This window comes from Microbacterium hydrocarbonoxydans (assembly GCF_011752045.1).
Lineage (GTDB): Bacteria > Actinomycetota > Actinomycetes > Actinomycetales > Microbacteriaceae > Microbacterium.
The window spans coordinates 98,576-121,602 of the sequence record NZ_JAAKXW010000003.1; the positions used below are offsets into that span (position 1 = coordinate 98,576).

A 23,027-nucleotide genomic window follows, 5' to 3' on the forward strand; every position below is an offset into this window, starting at 1 on the left:
CGACGCTCTGGCCGACGGGCTTAGGTTGGACGCATGACCGACACCACCGTCACCCGCGACGACGACGCCTCACGCTACGAGATCCACGTCGACGGCACGCTCGCCGGCTTCGCCGAGTACGACCTGCGCCCGGGCACGATCCGGTTCATCCACACCGAGGTCGACCCGGCGTTCCAGGGTCAGGGCCTCGCCGCGATCCTCGCGAAGGGCGCACTGACGGATGCCGTGGCCTCCGGCCTCACCATCGTGCCGCTGTGCCCGTACATCGCGAAGTACCTGACGACGCACGAGATCCCGGGTGCGGAGATCCGCTGGCCGCAGCGACCGGGCACCGCGGCGAGCGCGTGATGATCGGCGAGCGGCGGATCGTCCTCGAGCCGCGTGAGGTGCCGCTCGGCGGCGTGCGCGGCATGGACGTGCTGCGCGTGCTCCCGCACCGCAACCTCCCGACGATCGGGGCGTGGTGCTTCCTCGACCGGTTCGGCCCGGCCGACACGAGGATGCGCGTCGAGCCGCATCCGCACATCGGCCTGCAGACCGTGACCTGGCCGTTGGTCGGCGAGATCCGGCACCGGGACTCCCTCGGCAGCGACGCGGACCTCCGCCGGGGTCAGCTGAACCTGATGACCGCCGGCCACGGCATCTCGCACTCCGAGTACTCGCTCGGCGACGACCCGGTGCCGCTCGACGCGCTGCAGTTCTGGGTGGTGCTGCCGGAGTCCGCGAGGCACGGCGAGGGCGGTTTCGAGCGCCACACGTCCCTGCCGGCCGTCACCCTGGCCGCCGAGCAGGGGACGGATGCCGAGGCCACGGTCGTGCTCGGCGAGTTCGCCGGCGCCGCCTCCCCCGCCACCGTGTTCACGCCGATCGTCGGCGCGGAGATCGCCGTGCCCGCGGGGTCGACCGTGCGGCTGCCGCTGCGCGCCGACTGGGAGCACGCGATCATGCTCGTCGACGGGGATGCGGTCGTGGCGGAGCATCCGATGACCCGCAACGACATGCTGTACCTCGGGGACTCGCGTGAGGGCGTCGTGGTGTCGAGCACCGAGGGCGCCCTGCTGTTCCTGCTGGGCGGCGAGCCGTTCGAGGACGAGATCGTGATGTGGTGGAACTTCGCCGGCCGCAGCCACGACGAGATCGTCGAGGCGCGCGAGGCGTGGGAGGCGGAGTCGGTCGGCGCTCAGACGACCCGGTTCGGCGTGGTCGAGGGGCACGAGGTGCGCATCCCCGCACCTCCCCTGCCGGACGTGCGGCTGATGCCGCGCGGCCGCCGGATCTGAGGGCGCGTCTCTCCCGGCCGCCGCCCCGCCGCGGCGTCGCCGGCCGAAGCTAGGCTGGGGACGTGGCGTCCACCTCCCCCGTCCTCACGACCCGTGTGCTGCTCGTCTGCGCAGCGATCGGGGTCGCGACGGGGATGCTCGGGGGCGTCGCGGGCCTGCTCACCCCGGTCGTGCTGATCGGGGCGCCCTGGGCGTACGGGCTCGTGCTCGGCTCGCACGTGCTGCCCGGCATCATCGCGCAGGAGGTGCTGCGCAAGCCTCTCGTCGCGCTGGTCACGCACGTGATCGCCGCGCTCATCGCGAGCGCGTTCAACCCGGCGTGGGCGCTGCGTTTCATCGGCACCGCGCTGCTGTTCGGCGCGATCCAGGAGGGCGTCGCCGCACTCACCCGCTACCGCTCCTGGGGAGCCTGGCGCTTCTTCGTCTCGGCGGTCGTGATCGGCGTCGTCGTCGCGGTCGTGGTGTTCCTCGCGGTCGACTTCGGCAAGTTCGCGCCGTGGGCGCAGATCACCTACCTCGTCATCTCCGTCCTCGGCCCGGTCGCCTGGACCGCCGTCGGACTCGGCGTCGGCACATCGCTCACCCGCGCGGGCGTCGCCCGGCGGTAGCGCACCGGAACGACTGCCGAGACCCCGGCCTCCCGCCGAGACCCCGCCCTGGCGACGTCGACAGCACGGGGTCTCGACGACATCAGGGGGTCTCGACACGTGGGCGCAACACCCGCCTGACCGGCAGGCCGCGCGTCCTATCCTGGAGGAATGTCGCGCATCCTCGTCCGTCGTCCTTCGCCCCGCCTCGCCGAAGGCGAGCTCACGCACATCGAGCGGGTCCCCGTCGACCCGGAGCTCGCGCAGCGGCAGTGGGAGCAGTACGTCGACGTCTACCGTTCGCGCGGCTGGGACGTGGTCGACATCGAGCCGGACGACGCGCACGCCGACGGCGTCTTCGTGGAGGACACCGTGGTGATGTTCGGCGACATCGCCGTGCTCACCCGCCCCGGTGCGGACTCCCGTCGCGGCGAGATCGACACCACGCGCGCCGCGCTCGAGCGCGCCGGCATCCCGTTCCTCGCGATCGAGGAGCCGGGCACCCTCGACGGCGGCGACGTGCTCAAGGTCGGCCGCACCGTGTACGTCGGTCAGACGCTCCGCACCGACGCCGAGGGCATCGCGCAGCTCGACGCCCTGCTCGCGCCGCGCGGCTGGACCGTCGTGTCCGTGCCGGTGACGAAGGTCCTGCACCTGAAGAGCGGCGTCACCGCCCTCCCCGACGGCACCGTGATCGGCTACCCGCCGCTCGTCGACGACCCGTCGGTGTACCCGAGCTTCCTCCCGGTGCCCGAGGAGCACGGCACCGCGGTCGTCGTCCTCGACGAGAGCACGGTGCTGATGTCCGCCGACGCCCCGCGGAGCGCGCAGCTGTTCCGCGACCGCGGCCTCACCGTCATCGAGACCCCGATCACCGAGTTCGAGAAGCTCGAGGGCTGCGTGACCTGCCTGTCGGTGCGCGTCCGCGACTGACGGCGGCATCCGCCTCTCTTCACGGAGAAGCCCGCCATCCCCGGGGAATGGCGGGCTTCTCCGTGAAGGGAGCGCGGGAGTCAGGCCTCCTCGGCGGCCTCGACGAGCTCCTCGGCTGCTCGGCGCGGCACGATGATCGCCGGCACCGGGGAGTTGCGCACGACCTTCGTGGCGTGCGAGCCGATGAACACGCGGGCGAGGGGGCCGAGCGTGCTCGAGCCGACGACGAGCACGTCACCGGCATCCCACTCGACATCCTCCAGGGCATGCGCCCAGGTGTCGCCCATGCCGACGACAGCGCCGTCGAGCTCGGGGACGCGCGGCAGGGCGGTCACCTCGGCGAGCAGCGATCGCACATGCTCCTCGATGGTGCGTGCCCACTCGTCTGCGACGTCCTGTTCGGCCTCGAGGCCGACGCCGGCGGTCACGCTGCCGCGGGTCACCGCGAACGAGGCCACCCGCAGCGAGGCGCCGATCGACTGGGCGACGCCGGCTGCGCCGAGCACGACGTCGGCCGCGGCATCCGTTCCGCCGTAGGCCGCCGTGATGCGCGTCACCGTGGCGGTGTCGGCCGCCCTGAAGCCTCGCGGCGCGATGGCGACGGGCACAGGAGACGCGTGCAGCAGGGCGTCGTTGGTCGAGCCGAGGGCGATCTGCCCGATCGCTCCGGCCGACGAGGAGCCCACCACGACGAGGTCGGGCTTGTGCTCCTCGATGAGCTCGAGCAGGCCGCGGTGCGCGGAGCGCGCCGTGTGCTGGACGAACGTCGCCTTGACGCCCACGATCACGGATGCCGCGTGGTCCAGCACGATGTCGGCGGAGTCGCTCATGTACGTCCGCCACTCGCCGTCGGCGTTGTGCCGCAGCGGCGACCACGACTGCGGCAGCACCGCTGCGACGATGAGGTCGGTCTTGATCGAGCGGGCGAGCATCGCGGCCAGGTGCAGGACGGATGCCGAGCGCTGCCCCGGGTTCACCCCGACGAGGATGCTCATCGGTCGCCGTCCTTCGGCTGCACCACGGTCGACGTGAACGGGATGTCGCCGGTGTGGGCCGCCGAGTTCTCCAGCGCCGAGCGGCGGCGGCCGTAGAACCAGTAGAAGACGAGGAACGCGGCGGTCCAGATGACGAACACGATGATCGTGATCGGGCGCAGCTGCGTGATGATCCAGATGCAGCCGAGGATCGACAGGACCGGGATCAGCGGGTGCAGCGGCAGCGTGAAGCCGCGCTCGAGGTTCGGCTCGCGCCTGCGGAGGATGATGACCGCGACCGAGACCACGAGGAAGGCGACCAGGGTGCCGATGCTCGTCATCTCCAGGAGGAAGTTGATCGGGACGACGGCGGCGAGGATCGCGATGACGGCCGAGACGATCAGCACGTTCGGGACCGGCGAGAGCGTGCGGGCGTTGACCTTGGAGAAGATCGGCGGCACCATGCCGTCGCGCGACATCGCGAAGATGATGCGGGTCTGGCCGTAGAGGGTCACCAGGGTGACGCTGAAGATCGAGATCACCGCGCCGGCGGCGACCACCGTGCCCGGCCAGGATGCGCCGATGAGGTTCTCCAGGATGGCGGAGAGGCCCGCGCTCTGGTTCTCGAACTTCTCGGGCGCCTGCGCGCCGACCGCGGTGAGCGACACGGCGACGTACATCACGACGACGACGATGAGCGCGAAGATGATCGCGAGCGGCAGGTTGCGCTTCGGGTTCTTCGCCTCGCCACCGGCCGTCGACACGGCATCCAGCCCGATGAAGGAGAAGAAGATGAGGCCGGCGCCGGCGACGATGCCCTGCAGGCCCGCGGGGGCGAAGTTCGCGAAGTGGTCGGCGTTCCAGCCGGTGACGGCGACGGCCACGAAGAAGACCAGCACGGCGATCTTGATGAGCACCATGATCGCGTTGATGGTGGCGGACTCGCCGACTCCGCGGAGCAGCAGCAGCGCGCAGAGCGCGATCACGATCACGGCGGGCAGGTTCATGATGCCGCCCTGCTCGGGGGCGTTGGAGAGCTCCGGCGGGATCTGGAAGCCGAACAGGTTGAAAAGGAGCTGGTTGACGTACTGCGACCAGCCGACCGCCACGCCGGCGGTGGAGACGCCGTACTCGAGCAGGAGGCAGGCGGCCACGCCCATCGCGGGGGCCTCTCCGAGGGTCGTGTAGGCGTAGGAGTAGGTCGAGCCGGAGACCGGCACCGAGCCGGCGAGCTCGGCGTAGCAGAGGGCCGTCACGCCGGCGACGGCGCCGCCGATGATGAACGACCAGACCACGGCGGGACCGGCGATCGGGACGGCGCCGGACAGGACGTAGAAGATTCCGGTGCCGATCGTCCCGCCGATGCCGATCATCGTCAGGGCGAAGAGGCCGATGCTGCGCTTGAGATGCGAGTCCTCGACCCCTTCGATCGGGGCCGGCTTACGGCGCAGCAGCTGCTGGGTGACTGAGGTCATGGGAGTGCTCCAGGGTGTCACGGACCGATCCTCGTTGAGCGGCCCAGAGAATCATACTCTTAATTCGGCCATTCTTTGACATCGGCGTCAAACATCGCGCGCGAACAGATCCTCCCAGGTCTCCCGGCGCACCACCGCACGCGCCTGCCCCTCGTTCGCGAAGACCACGGGCGGGCGCCGGTAGCCGTTGTAGTTGTTCGCCATGGTGTGCGTGTAGGCGCCGGTCGCGGGCACGACGAGCAGGTCGCCCACCTTCGCCGCGGGCAGCCGGATGCCGTCGATGAGCACGTCGCCGCTCTCGCAGTGCCGCCCCACGATGACGGCGTCCTCGGCCGGCTCCTCGTCCATCCGCGCGGCGAGCGCGGCCTCGTAGCGCTGCCCGAACAGCGCCACCTCGAGGTTGTCGCCCATGCCGCCGTCGACGGCCACGAAGTTGCGGGCGTCGCGCTTCACGGTGGTCACCGTGTACAGGGTGGCCGCCGCCGCATTCACCATGCTGCGGCCGGGCTCGATGATGATCTCGGCCTCCGCGGGCAGGTGCGCGCGGGCAGCGCCCAGCAGGGCGTCGAGGTAGTCGGCGACGGCGGGCGGATGCTCGTCGTAGGTGTACCGCGCGCCGAGACCGCCGCCGAGGTCGTACACGGGGAACTGCCCCATCGCCGCCAGCGGCTCGACCGCAGCGGCGAGCTCGGAAGGGTCGAGGATCTGCGAGCCGACGTGCGCGTGCACGCCCTGCATCGACAGTCGAGGGCTCCGCTCGATCCGCTCGATGAGGGCCTTCGCGGCCGGCGGCGTGAGACCGAACTTCGAGCCGATCTGCCCGGTCGCGACGTGAGGATGCGTGGAGGACTCGATTCCGGGCACGACGCGCACGAGCACGCCCTGCGTGGACCCGAGCGGCACGGCGGCCTCGAGCCGGTCGACGTCGTCGGCGTTGTCGACGACGACGAGTCCAGCTCCCGCCTGCACGGCGTACTCGATCTCGTCGGTGGACTTCGCGTTGCCGTGCAGCACGAGGAGGGCCGGGTCGATGCCCGCCTTCACGGCGCTGCGCAGCTCGCCGCCGCCGGCGACGTCGAGCCCGAGTCCCTCCTCGACCATGACCCGCTGCACCGCGGTCGCGGGGAAGGACTTCGACGCGAACACGACGCGCGCGCGGGGCCAGCGCTTCGCCGCTTCCTCGCGGTACTCCCGTGCACGCGCGCGCAGCGCCGGCTCGGCGACGACGATCGCCGGGGTGCCGAACTCGCGGGCGAGGTCGTCGACCCGGCATCCGGAGATCCGCAGGACGCCGCCATCGACGTCGGATCCGGGCGGCAGCAGGGACAGCAGGTCGGTCATGGTTCTCCTTCGAAAAGACGGAGATCACTCTATCCGCGGGACGATCCGGCCGCATGGCGGATCAGGTTAGGCTCAGCTAAGTTAGAACGGTCCGATCCGACGAACCGAGGCAGCGCCTGTGCGCCCATCCGCGCCCCTTCTGCGCGTGCGTGACCTCTCGATCACCCACGCGGATGCCGCGGACCCCTCGGTCCCTGAGCGCGACGGCCCGAGCCGGACGGCGCCGGACGGCGTCTCCTTCGACATCCGCCCCGGCGAGGTCGTGCTGCTGCTCGGCCCCTCGGGTTCCGGCAAGTCGACGCTCACGCTGGCGCTGAACGGCCTCGTCCCGCACGCCGTGCCGGCGACCATGACCGGAACGGTCGAGGCCGGCGGTCTCGACACCCGGACGACCACCACCGCGCAGCTCAGCACCCGGGTCGCGATGGTCTTCCAGGACCCGGATGCCCAGATCGTCACGGGCACCGTCTACGACGAAGTGGCCTTCGGCCCGGAGAACCTGCTGCTCCCCCTCGCCGACGTGACGGCACGCACCGAGGACGCGCTGCGGCGCGTCGGTCTCTGGGAGCGCCGCGAGGAGAACCCCGACCGGCTCTCCGGCGGAGGCCGGCAGCGCCTCGCGATCGCCTGCGCGCTCGCCATGGGATCGCCGCTGATCGTGCTCGACGAGCCGACCGCGAACCTCGACCCGCAGGGCATCGACGACGTCTACGAGGCACTGGCGGATGTCGTCGCCGCGGGCGACCGGGCGATCCTGCTCGTGGAGCACGACCTCGACGCGGCGATGGGCTTCGCGACGCGGACGATCGTGCTCGACCGCTCCGGCCGGCTGGCCTTCGACGGTCCGGTCGATGAGGTGCTGCGCCGTCATGTCGACGAGCTCGTCGACATGGGCGTGTGGCTGCCCGCAGCGACCCTCGCGGCCCTGCGGATGCGGGAGGCCGGCGTCGCCGTCGACCCGCTCCCGCTGACCGTGGCGGAGCTGCGCGAGGCATTGAACTCGAGCTCTTGGCCGTTGAGCGACTCCGAGCCGGCAGTCACTGCTCGGTCGTCGAGCGAGCGGAGCGCAGCGGAGCGAGACGAACCGCCTCACGTTGCGTTCGAGTCCAGTGACAGGCGTTTCGACTCAGTCGCCCCCCTCCTTCGCTCAACGACCGGCGATACGGCCGACCCGATCATCCGCGCCCGCGGCCTCACCGTGCACCGAGGCCGCACCGAGATCCTGCACGGGATCGACCTCGACATCCGCCCCGGCACCCTGACGGCGATCGTCGGCGCGAACGGCGCGGGCAAGACCACGCTCATCCAGGCGCTCGGCGGGGTCGTGCCCCCGCCCCGGCGCCAGGTCGCGGTCGACGGGATCGATCCGGGTTCCGCCTCCCCGCGCGAGCTGTCGAGCCGCATCGGCTTCGTGTTCCAGAACCCGGAGCACCAGTTCATCGCGCACACCGTCTTCGACGAGCTCGCGCACGGCCTGCGGCTGCGGCGGACCCCGGATGCCGAGATCGAGGCCCGCGTGGGCGAGATGCTCGACCGCTTCGGCCTCGCGCACAAGGCGGGCGTGCATCCGTTCCTGCTCTCCGGCGGCGAGAAGCGGCGGCTCTCGGTGGGCACGGCGCTGATCTCCCGTCCGCGGGTGCTCGCGCTGGACGAGCCGACCTTCGGGCAGGACCGCGCCCGCGCCGCCGAGCTCCTCGACCTTCTGGAGTCGCTGCGCGCGGAGGGAACGACGGTCGTGGTCGTCACCCACGACCTGCAGCTGGTGGCCGAGCACGCCACGCACACGGTGATCCTCGCCGGCGGACGGGTGCACGCGGCGGGCACCACCGCGGAGCTCTTCGCCGGCGAGCACACCTTCACCTCGGCGGGGCTGCGACTGCCGGCCCTGCACCGGATGCTGGCGGGCACCGCATGAGCACCCGGACCATCGACCCGTACGCCGCGATCGCCCCCGCCTCATCGCGGCACTTCCTGTACGCGCTCAATCCGCTCGCGAAGGTGGCCGGCGTCGTGCCGGCCATGCTGCTCCTCGTGTTCGTGCGCGATCTCGCGACGCCGGCGACGTTCCTCGTGCTCTCCTACGCGGTGATCCTCGTCGGCGCCCGGATCACCCGCCGCACGGCGGCGCTGCTGTTCCTCGGCGTGCCGCTCGGCATCCTCGCCCTCGGATCCGGATTCGCGCTCTGGGTCGACGCCGGCCTCGTGCGCGACAGCATCCCGGTGCTGCGGATCGGCGAATGGACGCTGTTCCAGGGCGCACTCGAGATCGGCTTCGCCACCGCCCTCCGGCTCGGAGCGATACTCGCGCTCGCGCTCATCGGGGGCCTCACGACGACCGGCCCCGACCTCGTCCGGGCGAGCGTGCAGCAGCTCCGGGTGCCGTACCGGATCGGCCACACCGCCCTCGCCGCCTTCCGCTTCGTGCCGCGCTTCGGGTACGAGCTGTCGGTGATCCGCGCGGCGCACCGCGTGCGCGGCCACCACGGAGGGCGCGGGCCGTTCGCACGGATCGCCCGCGGCTGGGGTTACATCGTGCCCCTCCTCGCCGGGGCCATCCGGCACGCTGAGCGCGTCGCCCTCGCCATGGACTCGCGCGCCTTCGGCGCGCACCCGACGCGCACCGAGCGCCATCTCGTGCCCTTCCGCGTGCGCGACGCCGTCTTCATCGTGCTGTGCCTGGCCGTGTCGGCGGCGATCTTCACGATCCTCTTCCCCTGGCAGCTCCCCTGAAAGGCGACGCGATGGCGTACAGCAAGCTGGTCAAACCGCTCTCCTCCGAGCTCATCCCCCTCAGCGTGGTGCGCACCGAGCGCCTCTCGGCGCACTGGATGCGCGTCACGCTCGGCGGCGGCGAGATCGAGAGGTTCCGCCCGATGGGCTTCGACCAGTGGTTCCGGCTGTTCCTGCCGATCGGCGGTGACGCAGGACTCGACCGGGTGCCGGCGAAGGCGAACAGGATGTTCGGGTACCTGAAGTTCCTCCGGATCCCCGACGGAGAGCGCCCCGTGATGCGCAATTACAGCGTCCGCGCCTACCGGCCGGCCACGGCGGATGCCGGCGCCGAGATCGACGTCGACTTCGTGCTGCACGGATCGGCCGCCGACGGCACCGCCGGGCCCGCCTCCCGGTGGGCGGAGACCTGCGCCCCCGGCGAGCACGTGCTCATCATCGACGAGGGCCTGACCTTCAACCCGCAACGGGGCACCGACCGCGTGATGCTCGTCGGTGACGAGACGGCCCTGCCCGCGATCGCCTCGATCTGCGCCTCGCTGCCCGCCACGGCGACCGGCACCGCGATCATCGAGGTCCCCTCCGACGAGGACGCCCTGGAGTTCCCTCGCCCCGCAGGAGTCGAGGTGGTCTGGATCACCCGGCCGCACTCCGCCGCCCCCGGCGCCCTGGCCCTCTCCGCGATGCGCGAGGCGCCACTGCCGGATGCCCCTTTCCACGCGTACGCGGCCGGCGAGCAGGCCCTCGCCTCCGGCGTCCGCAAGCACCTCGTCGGCGAGCGCGGCGTCGACAGGCAGTCCGTCAGCTTCTGCGGGTACTGGAAGGTCGGGGCAGCCGCCCCCGCCTCGAGGGCCGCACGCGAAGCTGCGGCGGAGGCGCGCGCATGAGCGGGGCGGATGCCGCGTCGCCGGGCCCGTCCGCGCCGGCGCCCGAAGCCGCGTTCCTCCCCGGTGCGGGGTCGGAAGAGCATCCGGAACCGGCCGCGGAGATGCGGAATCGACCACGCATCGCCGGCACCGGGCGCTTCCCGACCGCGGTGCTGCTGACCTGCGCGGCGCTCGGCGTCGCCGGGGCGATCCTGCTCGGACCGGCGAACTGGCTCTCCACGCTGCTCGCCGGCGTCCCCTTCCTGAGCACGGGATTCGCCGGGCTCTGGCTGCTGCCCTCGGTCATCGCGCTGCGGCTGCTGCGCCGGCCCCTGGTCGGGCTGCTCGTCGGGCTGCTCGCCGGGCTCGTGCTGGTGCCGTTCTCCGGCTACGGCTTCGCGAGCGTGCTCACGAACCTGTGGTGGGCTGCGTTCACCGAGCTGCCGTTCCTCTTCGTGCTCTGGCGGTACTGGGGCGCCTGGATGCACTACGCCGGCGCAGTCATCGTCGGCGTCGTGTACCCGATCTCGGCCTGGGCCTGGTTCGACCTGGGCGCGTTCGGCCTCTGGTATCAGGGCGCTTTCTTCGCGGTCACGATCGCGAGCTGCGTCGTCGCCACCGCCCTCGGCATCCTCATCGCCGACCGCCTGCGCCGCGCAGGCGTCGGCGGCCGCGCGCCCCGCGGCTGACGCTCGCGCGGGCGGGCGGGCGGGCACGGCGCGGACGGCACGGCGCCTGGCCGTGTACGGCGCCCGGCACCGTGCGAGAAGTCGGAGGTTCGTGACGACACGCCGCGCGCCGCGGCATCCGTCCCCCGCGAGTCGCGCCGGAACTCCGACTTCTCGCGCACCCGACCGGCGCTCCGCATGCCAAGGGGCCCCGGATGCGGCATCCGGGGCCCCTCAGAGGCGATGCGTCAGCGCTTGCCGGCGATCTGACGGCCGACGAGGTCGCGCATGATCTCGTTCGTGCCTCCGTAGATGCGGTGCACGCGGGCGTCTGTGAAGGCGCGCGCGATCGGGTACTCCATGATGTAGCCGTAGCCGCCGTGCAGCTGCACGCCCATGTCGAGCACCTCCCACTCGCGCTCGGTGCCCCAGAACTTGACCTTCGCGGCGTCCTCGGCGGTGAGCTTGCCGTCCTTGTAGGCGAGCAGGGCGCGGTCGACGTACGCCCAGAGCGCCTCGGTCGTCGCCGCCATGTCCGCGAGCCGGAACCGGGTGTTCTGGAAGTCCGCGATGCGCTCGCCGAACGCCTCGCGCTCCTTCGTGTAGGCGATGGTCCAGCCGAGCGCGGCCTGCGCGGCCGCCGCCGCCGCGACGCCGATCGACAGGCGCTCCAGCGGCAGGTTCAGCATCAGCTGGATGAAGCCCTGACCCTCCTTGCCGCTGATGAGGTTCTCGTCGGGGACGAACACGTCGGTGAAGCTGAGCTCGGCGGTGTCCCAGCCGTGGAAGCCCATCTTGCTGAGCTTCTTGCCCTGGTCGAAGCCCTCCATGCCCTTCTCCACGAGGAGCAGGCTGAACGCGTCGGGGCGGTTGCCCTCACCCGTCTTCACGAAGGTGACGACGACGTCGGCCGTCGTGCCCGAGGAGATGAACGTCTTCGCGCCGTTGAGGATGTAGCCTCCGTCGACCTTCTTCGCGTTCGTCTTGATGCCGCGGAGGTCCGAGCCGGCGCCGGGGTCGGTCATCGCGAGGGCGCCGAGCACCTCGCCGGTGGCCATGCGAGGCAGCCACTTCTCCTTCTGCTCCTGGGTGCCCATGTGCACGAGGTAGGGGACGGCGAGGTCGTCCTGGATGCCGAACGCGCCCGCCAGCGAGCCTGCGCCGGCGGCGATGACCTCCTCCATCACGATCGTGCGGAAGCGGTAGTCCTGCAGCATCCCTGCGCCGCCGAACTCCTCGGGGACGGACAGGCCGATGAGCCCGGCCTCACCCGCGGCGAGCATGGTCTCGCGGTCGATCTCGCCGGCGGCATCCCACTTCTCGATGGCCTCGTTCGTGACGTGGCGCTTGACGAAGTCCTTGACGAGGTCGCGGAACGCCTCGTGGTCCTCTTCGTAGATGTCGCGTTCCATGGGGTCCTCCGGTGAGTCTCGTGCGTCGCTGCTCCGGCGATTCTATGCCGGGATCACAGGGGACGGCGGCGAGTTGTGAGAATGCATCCCACATTCGGTGAGACTGGGTTCCGCGATTGTCGGATGCCGCCAGAGGGCGCTCCGCAGCGGCTCAGTGCGGGTACTCGGGGGCCGCAGGGAGGCCGAAGAACTCCTCCAGCGTGTGGAAGCCACCGTGGTGGTAGGCCGCCGCGAGCTCGGTGCCGACGTACCGCAGGTGCCATGCCTCCGGCTTGTATCCGGTCACGGCGGTGCCGACCTCCTCGTAGCGCACGATGAAGCCGTGCTCCCATGCGTGCTCGGCGACCCACGCGCCCTGCGGCGTGCCGCCGAAGGCGTCGATCTCCCCGCAGGCGGGGCTGCAGGCGACGAGGTCGAGGGCGAGCCCGGTCTGGTGCTCGCTGTGGCCGGCGCGCGCGGAGGCGGCATCCGCGTCGGCCTGGCCCCTGTTGTCGACATGGGCGGCGTGCGTGCGCACCTGGAGGTCGTAGGAACGGTAGCCGTTGTTGGCGCCGATCCGCCCGGCCCCGGCCGCCTCTGCGGCGGCGGCCAGCGAGCCGACGGCCTCGGCGACATCGGCACGGGCGCGGCTCGAGCCCGTGGTCATCGGCAGGGGGATGTCGGCGAGGGATGCCGGGGCGAAGTCGATCGGCGCGAGCGGACGCGCCTTGTTCACGACGACCCAGACATGGCTGGGGTCGTCGAGCGAGATGCACGGGGCGTTCCCGGCGACCACCGCCGCACGGAAGCTCTCCCCGCCGCCGAAGCCGGCGATCGTCGCGGCGTCGTCGGCGGACGCGATCGCCTCCAGCACGGCAGGCTCCGCGCACGGGTCGGCCGCGGTGGTCGCACCGACCTGCACGGAGGGCACCTCCTGCACCAGAACCGGCTCCGGCATCGGCTGCTCGCGCTCCGCTGACGAGGCCACGGGCGCACTCGCGAGCGAGAGCAGGATGCCCAGCGCGGTCACTGCGAGGCCGATCGGCAGAGCGGGTCCATGGATCGGGGAAGGCGGCGCCGCATGCTGAGGCTGCGGCACGGAGTACATGCCTCTATTGTCCCCCCATCCGGGATAGAACATATCTTCCATACCGTCTTGACTCAGTATCGTTCTTCTGTTCGAATTGGGGCATGAGGTGGCAGGGACAGAAGCTCGGCGACGTGGATGCCGCGGCGCTGCCCGGCCTGGAGGACCGCTCCAGCATCCTGCGCACGGTCACCACCCCCGAGTTCGCGGGGATGACCTTTCACGAGGTGCTCTCGAAGTCGGCGCTGAACAAGGTGCCCGGTGCGTCCCGGATGCCGTTCACCTGGACGATCAACCCGTACCGGGGATGCAGTCATGCCTGCGTCTACTGCCTGTCCCCGGACACGCTCATCCTGTGCGCGGACGGACGGCAGCGCCCGCTGCGGGAGCTGGAGATCGGTGACGAGATCATCGGCACCGAGGTGCGCGGCGTCTACCGCCGTTATGTGCGAACGACCATCAAGGCGAGGTGGAGCACCCGGAAGCAGGCGTATCGCGTCACGCTCGCCGACGGCACCTCGCTCATCGCCAGCGGGGATCACCGCTTTCTCACGGATCGCGGCTGGAAGCACGTCACGGATGCCGACAACGGGCAGCGCCCGCACCTCACCCTGAACAATCGGCTGATGGGGTTCGGAACTGGGGCCGACGCGCCGTCGATCGATCACGCCGGTGCCGAGTACCGCCGTGGATATCTCGCCGGGATGATCCGCGGCGACGGCATGATCTTCCACGGCTCCTATTCCAGTCCTACGAGGACGCGGGAGATCCATCGTTTCCGGTTGGCGCTGATCGACGACGAGGCGCTCCAGCGCTCCCGTGACTTCCTCGTCGAGGAGGGCGTGCCGACGCGGACGCGTCCGTTCGCTGTTGCGACGTCGGCGAGGAGCGCGGCTGAGGCGATCCACACGGCGGCGCGCTCGCACGTCGAGGCCATCGAATCACTCGTCATGACGCCCGCGGATGCAGGACGCGACTGGTATGCCGGTTTCCTCGCCGGCATCTTCGACGCAGAAGGCAGTTGTTCACGGGGAGTGCTCCGGATCTCTAACAAAGATGCCGTGATCATCGACCTCATCGAGGCAGGGATGCAGAGCATCGGCATGCCGTACGTGGTCGAGGCCCCCCGACCGAGCGGCGTGCGAACAGTCCGCGTGACCGGAGGCTTGCCGAGCCGGCAGCGCTTCTTCGACACAGTCCGTCCCGCGATCACGCGGAAGATGACGCTCGAGGGCACCGCAGTCAAGACCATCGCCGACCTCAGGGTCATCGCGATCACGCCGCTCGAGGGCGAATCGGATCTTCTCGACATCACGACGGGTACGGGTGACTTCATCGCGAACGGAGTGATCAGTCACAACTGCTTCGCCCGCGGCACCCACGAGTACCTCGACCTCGACGGCGGGTCGGACTTCGACTCGCAGATCGTCGTGAAGGTGAATGTCGTGGAGACGCTCGAGCGGGAGCTGCGCCGCGGGAGCTGGCGGCACGAGCTCGTCGCGCTCGGCACGAACACCGACCCGTATCAGCGGGCCGAGGGACGCTACAAGCTCATGCCGGGGATCATCGAGACGCTCGCAGCATCCGGCACGCCGATGTCGATCCTCACCAAGGGCACGCTGATCCGGCGCGACATCCCGCTGCTGGTGGAGGCGGCGAAGCGCGTGCCCGTCGACATCCAGATGTCGATCGCGATGTACGACGATGCGCTGCAGAAGGCGATCGAGCCCGGAGCTCCGACCACGCAGGCGCGGCTCGACACGGTCCGGGCGCTGACGGACGCGGGATTCCGCGTGACCGTCTTCCTGATGCCGATCCTGCCCCACATGACCGACTCCGTGGAGGCGATCGACACGGCCCTCGCCCGGATCGGGGAGGCCGGCGCCGTGCGGGTCATCTACGGCGCGCTGCACCTGCGGCCCGGCGTGAAGCCGTGGTTCATGCAGTGGCTCGGCGAGCACCGGCCCGACCTCGTCTCCTCGTACCGCGGTCTGTATCCGGGCATGTCGGCCGAGGCGCCCAAACCCTACCGGCAGTGGCTCGCCAAGCGCGCACGCCCTCTCATCCGGATGCACGGCCTCGACGGACGTCATGAAGACGACTACCCCGTTCGCGGCACTCGCCCGATGCCGGCCTTCGAGTCGACGGCATCCGCCCCGGCGCAGCCGATGCTGTTCTGACGGGCGCGGGCGCCGGCGTAGAAGCGCGTAGGCTCGGTCGAATGGCTATCGGCTCGACAATGCACACCTTCGACGTGCAGCTCGCGGACACGGATCGCGGCGTCTACGAGGATTTCTCGCTGCGCGCGGCGCGGCATCCGTCCGAGACGGACACCTACCTGCTCACCCGGGTGCTCGCGTACGGACTCGAGCACGCCGAGGGCATCGCCTTCGGCGGCACCGTGTCGTCCACCGAGGAGCCCGCGGTGCTGGTGCGCGATCTCACCGGCCGCATCACCGCCTGGATCGAGGTCGGCGCGCCGGATGCCGAGCGCCTGCACCACGCCACCCGGCTCGCCGAGCGCGTCGTCGTGTACACGCACCGCGATCCGGCGAAGGTGATGGCGCCGTGGGCGGACAAGCGCATCCACCGCGCCGAGGACATCCGCGTGTTCAGCTTCGATCCGGGGTTCATCGAGTCTGCCGTGCCGCTGCTCGAGCGCCGCAACACCATGACCATGACCATCACCGAGCAGGTGCTGTACCTCGACCTCAACGGGACCAGCCTGATGACGGGCGTGCACGAGCACACGCTCTCCTGAGGCCCGCGCCGCCGCCGCCGTCGAGTGCACGACATCTCGGCGAGTGCACGGCTCGTCGGCGCGAACTTCTCGTGCACTCGCCGAGTACACGAGAAGTCGACGAAGGCCCCGCCCCGGCGGATGCCGGAACGGGGCCTTCGAGAGCGGGGCTCAGGAGGTGAGGTCTGCCGCGGTCGGCACGCGGCCGGCGATCTCCTCGATGAGGTCGTCGTCCAGACGCGCGGCCTCGAACGGCGCGTCGATCTCGGCGCGGTCGAGCAGCTCCGTCATCCGGCGCTGACGCTGACGCGTGATCAGGGTGACGACCCGGCCGGAGCGGCCGGCGCGGCCGGTGCGGCCGGCACGGTGCAGGTACGTCTTGTACTCGTCCGGGGCATCCGCCTGGATCACCAGATCGATGTCGTCGACGTGGATGCCGCGGGCCGCGACGTCGGTGGCGACGAGCACGTTCACGCGACCCGAGGTGAGGCGCTCGAGATTGCGCGTGCGCTTGGCCTGGTTGAGGTCGCCGTGCAGGGAGACGGCCGGGATCCCGGCGTCGTCGAACTGCTCGGCGAGCATCTCGGCGTACGCGCGGGTGCGCGCGAAGACGAGCGTCTTGCCGTCGCGGTCGACGAGCGAGGTGAGGATGTCGGCCTTGTCGCGGTGCTCGATGACGAGCACGCGGTGCTCGATCGTGCTGGACTCCTGGTCCTCGCCGGCGACCTCGTACACGGCCGGATCCACGAGGAACTCGTCGACGAGCGCGGCGACCTCCCGGTCGAGCGTGGCCGAGAAGAGCAGCTTCTGGCTGCCGTCGGCGGTGTGGCGGAGGATGCGCTGCACGGGCTCGACGAAGCCGAGCTCGCACATGTGGTCGGCCTCGTCGAGCACCGCGATCCGGGTCTCGGAGAGGTCGAGCTTGCCCTGGTTGACGAGGTCCTCGACACGGCCCGGGGTGCCGATGACGATGTCGACGCCCTTCTTCAGCGCGCCGACCTGACGACCCTGCGGGACGCCGCCGTAGATCTGCGTGGTGAACAGGCCGACGCTGCGGGCGATCGGCTGGATCGTCTTGTCGATCTGCAGCGCGAGCTCGCGGGTCGGCGCGAGGATGATCGCGCGCGGGGCCCGGCCGAACTCGCGACGCTTGCCGGCCTGCGACTTCAGCACGCTCTCCACCAGCGGCGCGCCGAAGGCGATCGTCTTTCCGGATCCGGTGCGCCCGCGGGCGAGCACGTCGCGGCCCTCGAGCACGGCCGGGATGCTGGCCGCCTGGATCGGGAACGGGGTCTCGGCGCCCATGTTCGCCAGGGTCTCGGTGATGTTCGAGCCGAGGCCGAGGTCGGCGAAGGTCACTCCCTGCACCTCGACCGCCTGAACGGCCTGCGCCTCGAGGCGCTCGTGCACGACGTCGTCGGCCGGCTCGAAGGCCGCCTTCGGCTTCGCATTCCAGTCGTTGCGGCTCGGCCGCTCGTCGCGACGCGGACGCTCGTCCCGATGCGGACGCTCGGTGCGGTAGGCGCCGCCGGTCGAAGGGCGGGCGCGGTCGTCGCGACCGCCGTCGAAGGAGCGCTGCGCCCGATCGCGGTCGAAGGCACGGCGTGCCCGATCCGCGTCGTAGGAGCGAGCAGGACGCTCGGAGGAGCTGGCGTCGTTGAAACCGCGGCGGTCGGCGCCACGGTCGTCGCGGTCGAAGCGCGGACGCTCGGAAGCACGATCGAACCGCGGACGCTCGGTGCGGTCGCCACGGTTCGGGCGGTCTCCGAAGCCGCGGTCGTCGCGACGAGGACGGTCGTCGCGGTCGAAGCGCTGCCCGCCGCGGTCGTCACGGTAGGTTCCGGGGCCGGTGGGCCGCCGGTCGTCGCGCGCGAAACGCGGACGCTCCGTGCCGCGGTCGGCGAAGCGCGGACGCTCGGCGCCGCGGTCATCGCGACGAGGACGGTCATCGAAGCGGCGTCCGCCGGAACGGTCGTCGCGGTCGAAACGTGGACGCTCGGCGCCGCGGTCGAAACGCGGACGCTCGGCACGCTCGAAGCGCTGCCCGCCCCGCTCGTCACGGTGGTGCGGCGCCTCGCGGCGACCCGACTCGGCGCGGTTGCGGATGCTGCGCGCCTCATCGCGGCCGGCGCGCTCCTGCGCGCTCCAGCGCTGCTTGGGCGCACCGCTCTCGGCCTCGGCCGCGCGGTATCCGCGGTGACCGGGGCTGCGGCTGCCGGGGCGACGGTCGTAGCCGGCGGTCGCGGGGCGGCGCTCGCCGGCATCCGCTCGTCCGCCGCGCTCGTCGCGTGCGCCGTCGCGGGCGCCCGCGGGGCGGTGACGGTCGTGGAAGGAGGTCTTCTTGGCGCCGTAGCGCGGCTCGAAGTTGGCGGAGGGGCGCCCGCCGCGGGGCTTCTTGTTCTTGGGCATCGGTGTGTCCTTCTGAGTTCTCGCACGAGAACAGCGCTGCGCGCACGCGCGAGCACCCGGCGCCTGAGCGCGGGTCCGGACTGTCAGCGGCCGGGGCCATTCATGTGATGGTTGATTCGCGTCGATCGACGCTCACCATCGGCCCCTGGACTCACACTTCTCACACGAAAACGTCCGCGCCCTGCGCGGGTGTCCGAAGCCGACCGCACGAGTCTACCGGCCGAGACTGGGAAAGCGCCTCGGCCCCGTACGATTGCGGGGTGAACTCCGCATCCCCCACCGGCACCCAGGTTCAGCTCCGGCTCGGCGACGTCTCCGCCCAGATCGCACAGGTCGGCGCCTCGCTTCGCGCGCTCCGCATCGGCGACGTCGAACTGGTCTCCCCGTACCCGCTGGACATCCCGACCCCCTCCTGCTCCGGCGTCGTGCTGGCCCCGTGGCCGAACCGGGTGCGCGACGGGCTGTGGGACGACGACGGCACCGCACGCCAGCTCGCGATCACCGAGCCCAAGTTCGGCAACGCCAGCCACGGACTGCTGCGCTTCACCGCCTACGAGATCGAGCAGACGGATGCCGCCGCCACGCTGCGCGCGACGATCGTGCCGCAGACCGGATACCCGTACCTCGTCGACACGACCGTGACCTACGCGCTGTCCTCTGACGGCGTCGAGGTGACCCACACGCTGACCAACCGCTCGTCCGAGTCCGCGCCGGTCGCGCTCGGCACCCATCCGTTCGTCACGATCGGCGACGTCGACCCGCACGACCTCGTGCTGCGCATCCCAGCTCAGACCGCCTTCGAGACCGACGAGCGGATGCTGCCCACGGGCACCCGCTCCGCCGACGCGGCGCTGCGCGACGGAGTCCGTCTCGGCGACGTGTCCCTCGACACCGGCTTCACCGATCTCGCCCGCGACGAGGACGGGCGGGTGCGCACTTCGCTGACCGCACCGGACGGACGCCGTGTCACGCTGTGGCAGGGCGAGGGCTTCGACTTCCTGCAGGTGTTCACGTCGACGAACTATCCCGGGCAGGCCCTGGCGGTGGCGATCGAGCCGATGACGGCGCCCGCAGACGCGCTGAACAGCGGCCTCGGCATCCGTCGCCTGGCTCCCGGCGAGACCTGGACGCTCACCTGGGGCATCCAGCTCAGCTGAGGCGGGCCGGGTCCGGCTCCGCACCTCCGGAGAATCAGGTCGAACACGGCCGGGACGCGCGGTTCTCGGCGCGAACGGCCGAGGATCTCCGGAGTTCTGGCGCCGGCCGGCGTCCACAACTCCTCAGAATCGCGGCCCCCGCTGGCCCGAGACAGGGGTTCCCGGCGGAATCGGAGCGCTTCTGAGGAGTTGTGAACGGCTCAGTGCTGGTCCCGCAGCTGACGACGGGTGAGGCGCGGGGTCGGCGACGACGAGTCGGATGCCGTGGCGTCGAGGTCCGGCGCGACGGCTGTCGCCGCTCCCCCGGCATCCGCCCCTCCGGCATCCGCAGCTCCGTCGCGACGCGCCTGCCGCCGTTCCCTGGCACCCTCGACGAGGTTGTACAGGGTCGGCAGCACGATCAGCGTCAGCACGGTGGAGGACACGAGTCCGCCGATCACGACGATGGCGAGCGGCTGCGAGATGAAGCCGCCGTGCCCGGTGATTCCGAGCGCCATCGGCGTGAGCGCGAAGATCGTCGCGAGGGCCGTCATCAGGATCGGGCGCAGTCGCTTCTCGCCACCGGCCAGCACGGCATCCGCCGTCGGCAGCCCCTTCTCCCGGTACTGGTTCACGAGGTCGACGAGCACGATCGCGTTCGTCACCACGATGCCGATCAGCATCAGCACGCCGATCAGCGAGGCGACGCCGAGCGGCACCCCTGTGACGATCTGCAGCAGGATCGCACCGGTCGCCGCGAACGGCACCGAGACGAGCAGCAGCAGCGGCTGACGCAGCGACTTGAACGTCGCCACCATCACCACGTAGACGATCAGGATCGCCGCGAGCATCGCCAGGCCGAGCTGCGAGAACGAGTCCGCCTGCTGCGTCGCGACGCCGCCGACGGCCGCCGACGCGCCGTCGGGCAGGTCCACCGCGGCGAGCGCCTCGTTCACCGACTGGGTGGCGACGGCGAGGTTGTCGGATGCCGGCGGCACCGTGATCGTCGCGGTGCGGCGTCCCTGTTCGGTGGTGATCGAGGTGGGACTGTTGCGCTCCTCGACCGCGGCGATGTCCTGCAGCCGCACGACCCCGAGCGGCGTCGGGATCGTCAGCTCGCGCAGCGCCTGCGCGGTGGCGGGCGGCTCGGCCGTCGCGAGGTACACGGTGAGCGCGGTGTCGTCGATCTCGACGGAGCCGAGCTGCTGCGGGCGCATCGTGTTCGACACGATCGAGCCGACGGCGACTTCCGAGAGCCCGCGCGCGGCGGCCGCCTCGCGGTCGACGACCACGGCGAGGTAGGGCAGCGCGGCGGCGAGGTTGTCTGAGACCTGGCCGACGCCGTCGCGCCCTTCGAGCTCGGCGACCACGGCGGCTGTGGCCGTCTCGAGGTCCTTCGAGTTCGTCGCCGAGACGGTGATCTCGATGTCGCTGGAGCCGAGGCCGGTGGATGCCGCGACCGCGATCTCGCCTGCGCCGGAGAGGCCGTCGATCGCCTCCTGCACCTCGGCGCGGAGCTTCTCCTGGTCGGCATCCGCATCGGTGAGAACCGAGTAGGTGACGCCCGCGCTCCCGGAGAACGCGTCGCGGATCGCGGAGCCGCTGGAGCCGATCGAGGCCTGCACGTGGGTGATGCCCTCGATGCCGAGGAGGGCGTCCTCGACCGCGAGAGCCGCCTCCGACTTCGTCTCCAGGCTCGCGGTCGGGCCGAGGTCCTGGGTGACGCGCATCGTGTTCTGTCCCGAGTCGCTGAGGAAGTTGATCTTCATCAGCGGGGCGGCCGCGAGCGTCGCGCCCAGCACCACGACCGCGATGACCACGGTGATGCCGGAGTGCTTCAGCGTCCAGCCGAGGATCGGCCGGTAGGCGCGCTGCAGGGCCGTCGGAGGGGCGTCCGGATGCTCAGGGTCGATGGCGCGGCCCTCCGCGTCGAGCAGCGGCTTGCCAGGGCGGAGGAACCAGTACGCGAGCACCGGGACGATGGTGAGCGACACGAGCAGGGACGCGACCATGGCGATGGTCACGGTCATCGCGAACGGACGGAACAGCTCGCCGACCATGTCGCCGACGAAGACGATGGGCAGGAACACCGCGACCGTCGTGATCGTGGAGGCGGTGACCGCCATGGCGACCTCGCGCACGGCGAGCCGGATGGCGTCGCCCTTGTCGGCACCGGTCACGTAGTGCCGCTTGATGTTCTCGATGACGACGATGGAGTCGTCGACCACGCGGCCGATGGCGATCGTGAGCGCGCCGAGGGTGAGCACGTTCAGGGAATAGCCGAAGGCCTGCAGCCCGATGAACGTGATCAGCACGCTGGTCGGGATCGAGATCGCGGTGACCAGGGTCGAGCGGATCGAGAGCAGGAAGACGAGGATGACGATCACGGCGAACGCGAGCCCGAGCAGTCCCTCTGTGGCGAGCGTGTCGATCGACTGCACGATGAACGGCGCCTGATCGAAGATGATCGTGAACTCGGCGTCCGGGAACGCCTCGCCGATCTCGTCGAGCGCGGCGAGCACGCCCTTCGAGACCTCGACGGTGTTCGCCGCCGGAAGCTTCGTGATCGAGATCGAGATCGCGTCCTCCCCGTCGACCCGGGAGATCGACGAGACCGGGTCGGCCTCCTGCACGACCGTCGCGACTTCGCCGATCGTCAGGGGCGTGCCGACGAGCGGGAGCGCGGCGAGCTCCTCGACGCCGGTGATCTTCGCGCCGGTCTGCACGGTGAGCGTCTCGCCGTCCTCGGTGATGTCACCGCCGGGGAACAGAGTGCCGTTCTGCTGCAGCGCCGCGCTGATCGCCTGCGTGCTCTGTCCGGCGGCCGCGAGCTTCGCGGCGTCCGGGGTGATGGTGATCCGCTGCCCGACGCCGCCGACGATCTGCGCGGCGTTCACGCCGTCGACGTCCTCCAGGTCGGGGATCGCGACCCTCTCCAGCTCGGCCTGCGCGTTCTCGGCATCCTCGAAGCCGGTGACGGCCACCTGGATCACCGGGAAGTCGTCGATCGACACCGACAGCACCTGGGGACTCACGTCCTCGGGGAGCTGCTGCGAGATGCGGTTGAGCGCCTGCTGGATCTTCTGCTCCGCGGTGGCCAGGTTCGTGCCGTAGGTGAACATCGCCTGCACGATCGAGGCGTTCGTCGTGCTGGTCGCCGTCGTCGACTCGAGCCCCGGCACGCCCTGGATGGCGGACTCGATCGGGGTGGACACGTCGTTCTCGACGACCTCGGGCGACGCACCGGGGTAGGTCGTCATGACGACGAGCGCGGGCAGCTCCAGCGACGGGATGAGCTCCTGCTTGAGATTCGTCAGGGCGAGCCCGCCGAACACCGCGGCGACGATCGTGATGAGTGCGATCAGCGCGCGGTTCTTCAGGCTCAGGACGGCGAGTTTCGACAAGACGTT

At 70.9% G+C, this 23,027-nt stretch carries 18 protein-coding genes; 11 read left to right on the forward strand and 7 right to left on the reverse strand.

Annotation, left to right across the window (positions count from 1 at the left end):
* Positions 1–33: 33 nt before the first annotated feature.
* The 4 genes from G6G98_RS11560 to ddaH all read left to right on the forward strand — a co-directional run bounded on the left by G6G98_RS11560 (position 34) and on the right by ddaH (position 2,800).
* Positions 34–348: a GNAT family N-acetyltransferase gene (locus G6G98_RS11560; RefSeq protein ID WP_067356040.1), complete on the forward strand. Its 315-nt coding sequence runs from the start codon at positions 34–36 to the stop codon at positions 346–348.
* The gene (locus G6G98_RS11565) at positions 348–1,280 is read left to right on the forward strand and encodes a pirin family protein (protein ID WP_164234304.1); all 933 of its coding nucleotides are present in this window, start codon (positions 348–350) and stop codon (positions 1,278–1,280) included. Before G6G98_RS11560 ends, G6G98_RS11565 begins: the two co-directional genes overlap by 1 nt.
* A gap of 62 nt (positions 1,281–1,342) precedes the next feature.
* On the forward strand, positions 1,343–1,888 hold the full coding sequence (locus G6G98_RS11570; protein ID WP_164234229.1) for an ECF transporter S component: 546 nt from the start codon (positions 1,343–1,345) through the stop codon (positions 1,886–1,888).
* 150 nt (positions 1,889–2,038) lie between these two features.
* The gene (gene ddaH, locus G6G98_RS11575; RefSeq protein WP_164234228.1) at positions 2,039–2,800 is read left to right on the forward strand and encodes a dimethylargininase; all 762 of its coding nucleotides are present in this window, start codon (positions 2,039–2,041) and stop codon (positions 2,798–2,800) included.
* 80 nt (positions 2,801–2,880) lie between these two features.
* Here the strand turns inward: ddaH and G6G98_RS11580 are convergent, their stop codons facing one another.
* The 3 genes from G6G98_RS11580 to lysA all read right to left on the reverse strand — a co-directional run bounded on the left by G6G98_RS11580 (position 2,881) and on the right by lysA (position 6,590).
* The gene (locus tag G6G98_RS11580; RefSeq protein WP_067356053.1) at positions 2,881–3,795 is read right to left on the reverse strand and encodes a universal stress protein; all 915 of its coding nucleotides are present in this window, start codon (positions 3,793–3,795) and stop codon (positions 2,881–2,883) included.
* Positions 3,792–5,249, reverse strand: coding sequence for an amino acid permease (locus G6G98_RS11585; RefSeq protein WP_067356056.1), 1,458 nt, complete (start codon positions 5,247–5,249; stop codon positions 3,792–3,794). The genes G6G98_RS11580 and G6G98_RS11585 overlap by 4 nt, the downstream gene beginning before the upstream one ends.
* An 87-nt stretch (positions 5,250–5,336) precedes the next feature.
* Positions 5,337–6,590 (reverse strand): diaminopimelate decarboxylase, encoded by a 1,254-nt coding sequence (lysA, locus tag G6G98_RS11590; protein WP_164234227.1) that lies wholly within the window; start codon positions 6,588–6,590, stop codon positions 5,337–5,339.
* A 145-nt stretch (positions 6,591–6,735) separates the two neighbouring features.
* Here lysA and G6G98_RS11595 point away from each other — a divergent pair, with 145 nt between their 5' ends.
* The 4 genes from G6G98_RS11595 to G6G98_RS11610 are packed head-to-tail and all read left to right on the forward strand — an operon-like array spanning position 6,736 to position 10,875.
* Entirely contained in the window at positions 6,736–8,505 is a 1,770-nt protein-coding gene (locus G6G98_RS11595) for an ABC transporter ATP-binding protein (RefSeq protein WP_243842103.1), read from the forward strand.
* Positions 8,502–9,320 carry an energy-coupling factor transporter transmembrane component T gene (locus tag G6G98_RS11600; protein WP_164234225.1) on the forward strand — a complete coding sequence of 273 codons (819 nt, stop codon included), beginning with the start codon at positions 8,502–8,504 and terminating at the stop codon, positions 9,318–9,320. Before G6G98_RS11595 ends, G6G98_RS11600 begins: the two co-directional genes overlap by 4 nt.
* An 11-nt stretch (positions 9,321–9,331) precedes the next feature.
* A complete protein-coding gene (locus tag G6G98_RS11605) occupies positions 9,332–10,207 on the forward strand; it encodes a siderophore-interacting protein (RefSeq protein WP_164234224.1) in 876 nt (291 codons plus the stop codon).
* On the forward strand, positions 10,204–10,875 hold the full coding sequence (locus G6G98_RS11610; protein ID WP_243842104.1) for an ECF transporter S component: 672 nt from the start codon (positions 10,204–10,206) through the stop codon (positions 10,873–10,875). The genes G6G98_RS11605 and G6G98_RS11610 overlap by 4 nt, the downstream gene beginning before the upstream one ends.
* A 227-nt stretch (positions 10,876–11,102) precedes the next feature.
* On the opposite strand, the gene G6G98_RS11615 is transcribed toward G6G98_RS11610, so the two are convergent.
* Both G6G98_RS11615 and G6G98_RS11620 read right to left on the reverse strand, forming a co-directional pair.
* Positions 11,103–12,266, reverse strand: a complete 1,164-nt coding sequence (locus G6G98_RS11615; protein ID WP_067356073.1) for an acyl-CoA dehydrogenase family protein — start codon at positions 12,264–12,266, stop codon at positions 11,103–11,105.
* Positions 12,267–12,417: 151 nt separating this feature from the next.
* The gene (locus tag G6G98_RS11620) at positions 12,418–13,353 is read right to left on the reverse strand and encodes a M15 family metallopeptidase (protein ID WP_164234223.1); all 936 of its coding nucleotides are present in this window, start codon (positions 13,351–13,353) and stop codon (positions 12,418–12,420) included.
* A gap of 83 nt (positions 13,354–13,436) precedes the next feature.
* Between G6G98_RS11620 and G6G98_RS11625 the strand changes: the two genes are divergently transcribed.
* Positions 13,437–15,512 carry an intein-containing Rv2578c family radical SAM protein gene (locus tag G6G98_RS11625; protein ID WP_208321477.1) on the forward strand — a complete coding sequence of 692 codons (2,076 nt, stop codon included), beginning with the start codon at positions 13,437–13,439 and terminating at the stop codon, positions 15,510–15,512.
* Between the two features lie 41 nt (positions 15,513–15,553).
* Complete coding sequence (locus G6G98_RS11630) at positions 15,554–16,093, forward strand: YaeQ family protein (RefSeq protein ID WP_164234222.1); 540 nt, start codon at positions 15,554–15,556, stop codon at positions 16,091–16,093.
* Positions 16,094–16,243: 150 nt separating this feature from the next.
* Here the strand turns inward: G6G98_RS11630 and G6G98_RS11635 are convergent, their stop codons facing one another.
* A complete protein-coding gene (locus tag G6G98_RS11635) occupies positions 16,244–18,481 on the reverse strand; it encodes a DEAD/DEAH box helicase (protein WP_164234221.1) in 2,238 nt (745 codons plus the stop codon).
* A 260-nt stretch (positions 18,482–18,741) separates the two neighbouring features.
* On the opposite strand from G6G98_RS11635, the gene G6G98_RS11640 reads away from it, so the two are divergent.
* Positions 18,742–19,638: an aldose 1-epimerase family protein gene (locus G6G98_RS11640; RefSeq protein WP_208321478.1), complete on the forward strand. Its 897-nt coding sequence runs from the start codon at positions 18,742–18,744 to the stop codon at positions 19,636–19,638.
* Between the two features lie 200 nt (positions 19,639–19,838).
* Here G6G98_RS11640 and G6G98_RS11645 read toward each other — a convergent pair whose 3' ends face one another.
* Positions 19,839–23,021: an efflux RND transporter permease subunit gene (locus tag G6G98_RS11645; protein WP_164234219.1), complete on the reverse strand. Its 3,183-nt coding sequence runs from the start codon at positions 23,019–23,021 to the stop codon at positions 19,839–19,841.
* Positions 23,022–23,027 lie beyond the last annotated feature (6 nt).

Coding starts and splice junctions, on each gene's coding strand:
- G6G98_RS11580 (WP_067356053.1), bottom strand. CDS start 3,795: ATGAGCATCCTCGTCGGGGTGAACCCGGGGCAGCGCTCGGCATCCGTC.
- G6G98_RS11565 (WP_164234304.1), top strand. CDS start 348: ATGATCGGCGAGCGGCGGATCGTCCTCGAGCCGCGTGAGGTGCCGCTC.
- G6G98_RS11635 (WP_164234221.1), bottom strand. CDS start 18,481: ATGCCCAAGAACAAGAAGCCCCGCGGCGGGCGCCCCTCCGCCAACTTC.
- G6G98_RS11605 (WP_164234224.1), top strand. CDS start 9,332: ATGGCGTACAGCAAGCTGGTCAAACCGCTCTCCTCCGAGCTCATCCCC.
- G6G98_RS11620 (WP_164234223.1), bottom strand. CDS start 13,353: ATGTACTCCGTGCCGCAGCCTCAGCATGCGGCGCCGCCTTCCCCGATC.
- G6G98_RS11615 (WP_067356073.1), bottom strand. CDS start 12,266: ATGGAACGCGACATCTACGAAGAGGACCACGAGGCGTTCCGCGACCTC.
- G6G98_RS11585 (WP_067356056.1), bottom strand. CDS start 5,249: ATGACCTCAGTCACCCAGCAGCTGCTGCGCCGTAAGCCGGCCCCGATC.
- G6G98_RS11610 (WP_243842104.1), top strand. CDS start 10,204: ATGAGCGGGGCGGATGCCGCGTCGCCGGGCCCGTCCGCGCCGGCGCCC.
- G6G98_RS11625 (WP_208321477.1), top strand. CDS start 13,437: ATGAGGTGGCAGGGACAGAAGCTCGGCGACGTGGATGCCGCGGCGCTG.
- G6G98_RS11630 (WP_164234222.1), top strand. CDS start 15,554: ATGGCTATCGGCTCGACAATGCACACCTTCGACGTGCAGCTCGCGGAC.
- G6G98_RS11560 (WP_067356040.1), top strand. CDS start 34: ATGACCGACACCACCGTCACCCGCGACGACGACGCCTCACGCTACGAG.
- ddaH (WP_164234228.1), top strand. CDS start 2,039: ATGTCGCGCATCCTCGTCCGTCGTCCTTCGCCCCGCCTCGCCGAAGGC.
- lysA (WP_164234227.1), bottom strand. CDS start 6,590: ATGACCGACCTGCTGTCCCTGCTGCCGCCCGGATCCGACGTCGATGGC.
- G6G98_RS11600 (WP_164234225.1), top strand. CDS start 8,502: ATGAGCACCCGGACCATCGACCCGTACGCCGCGATCGCCCCCGCCTCA.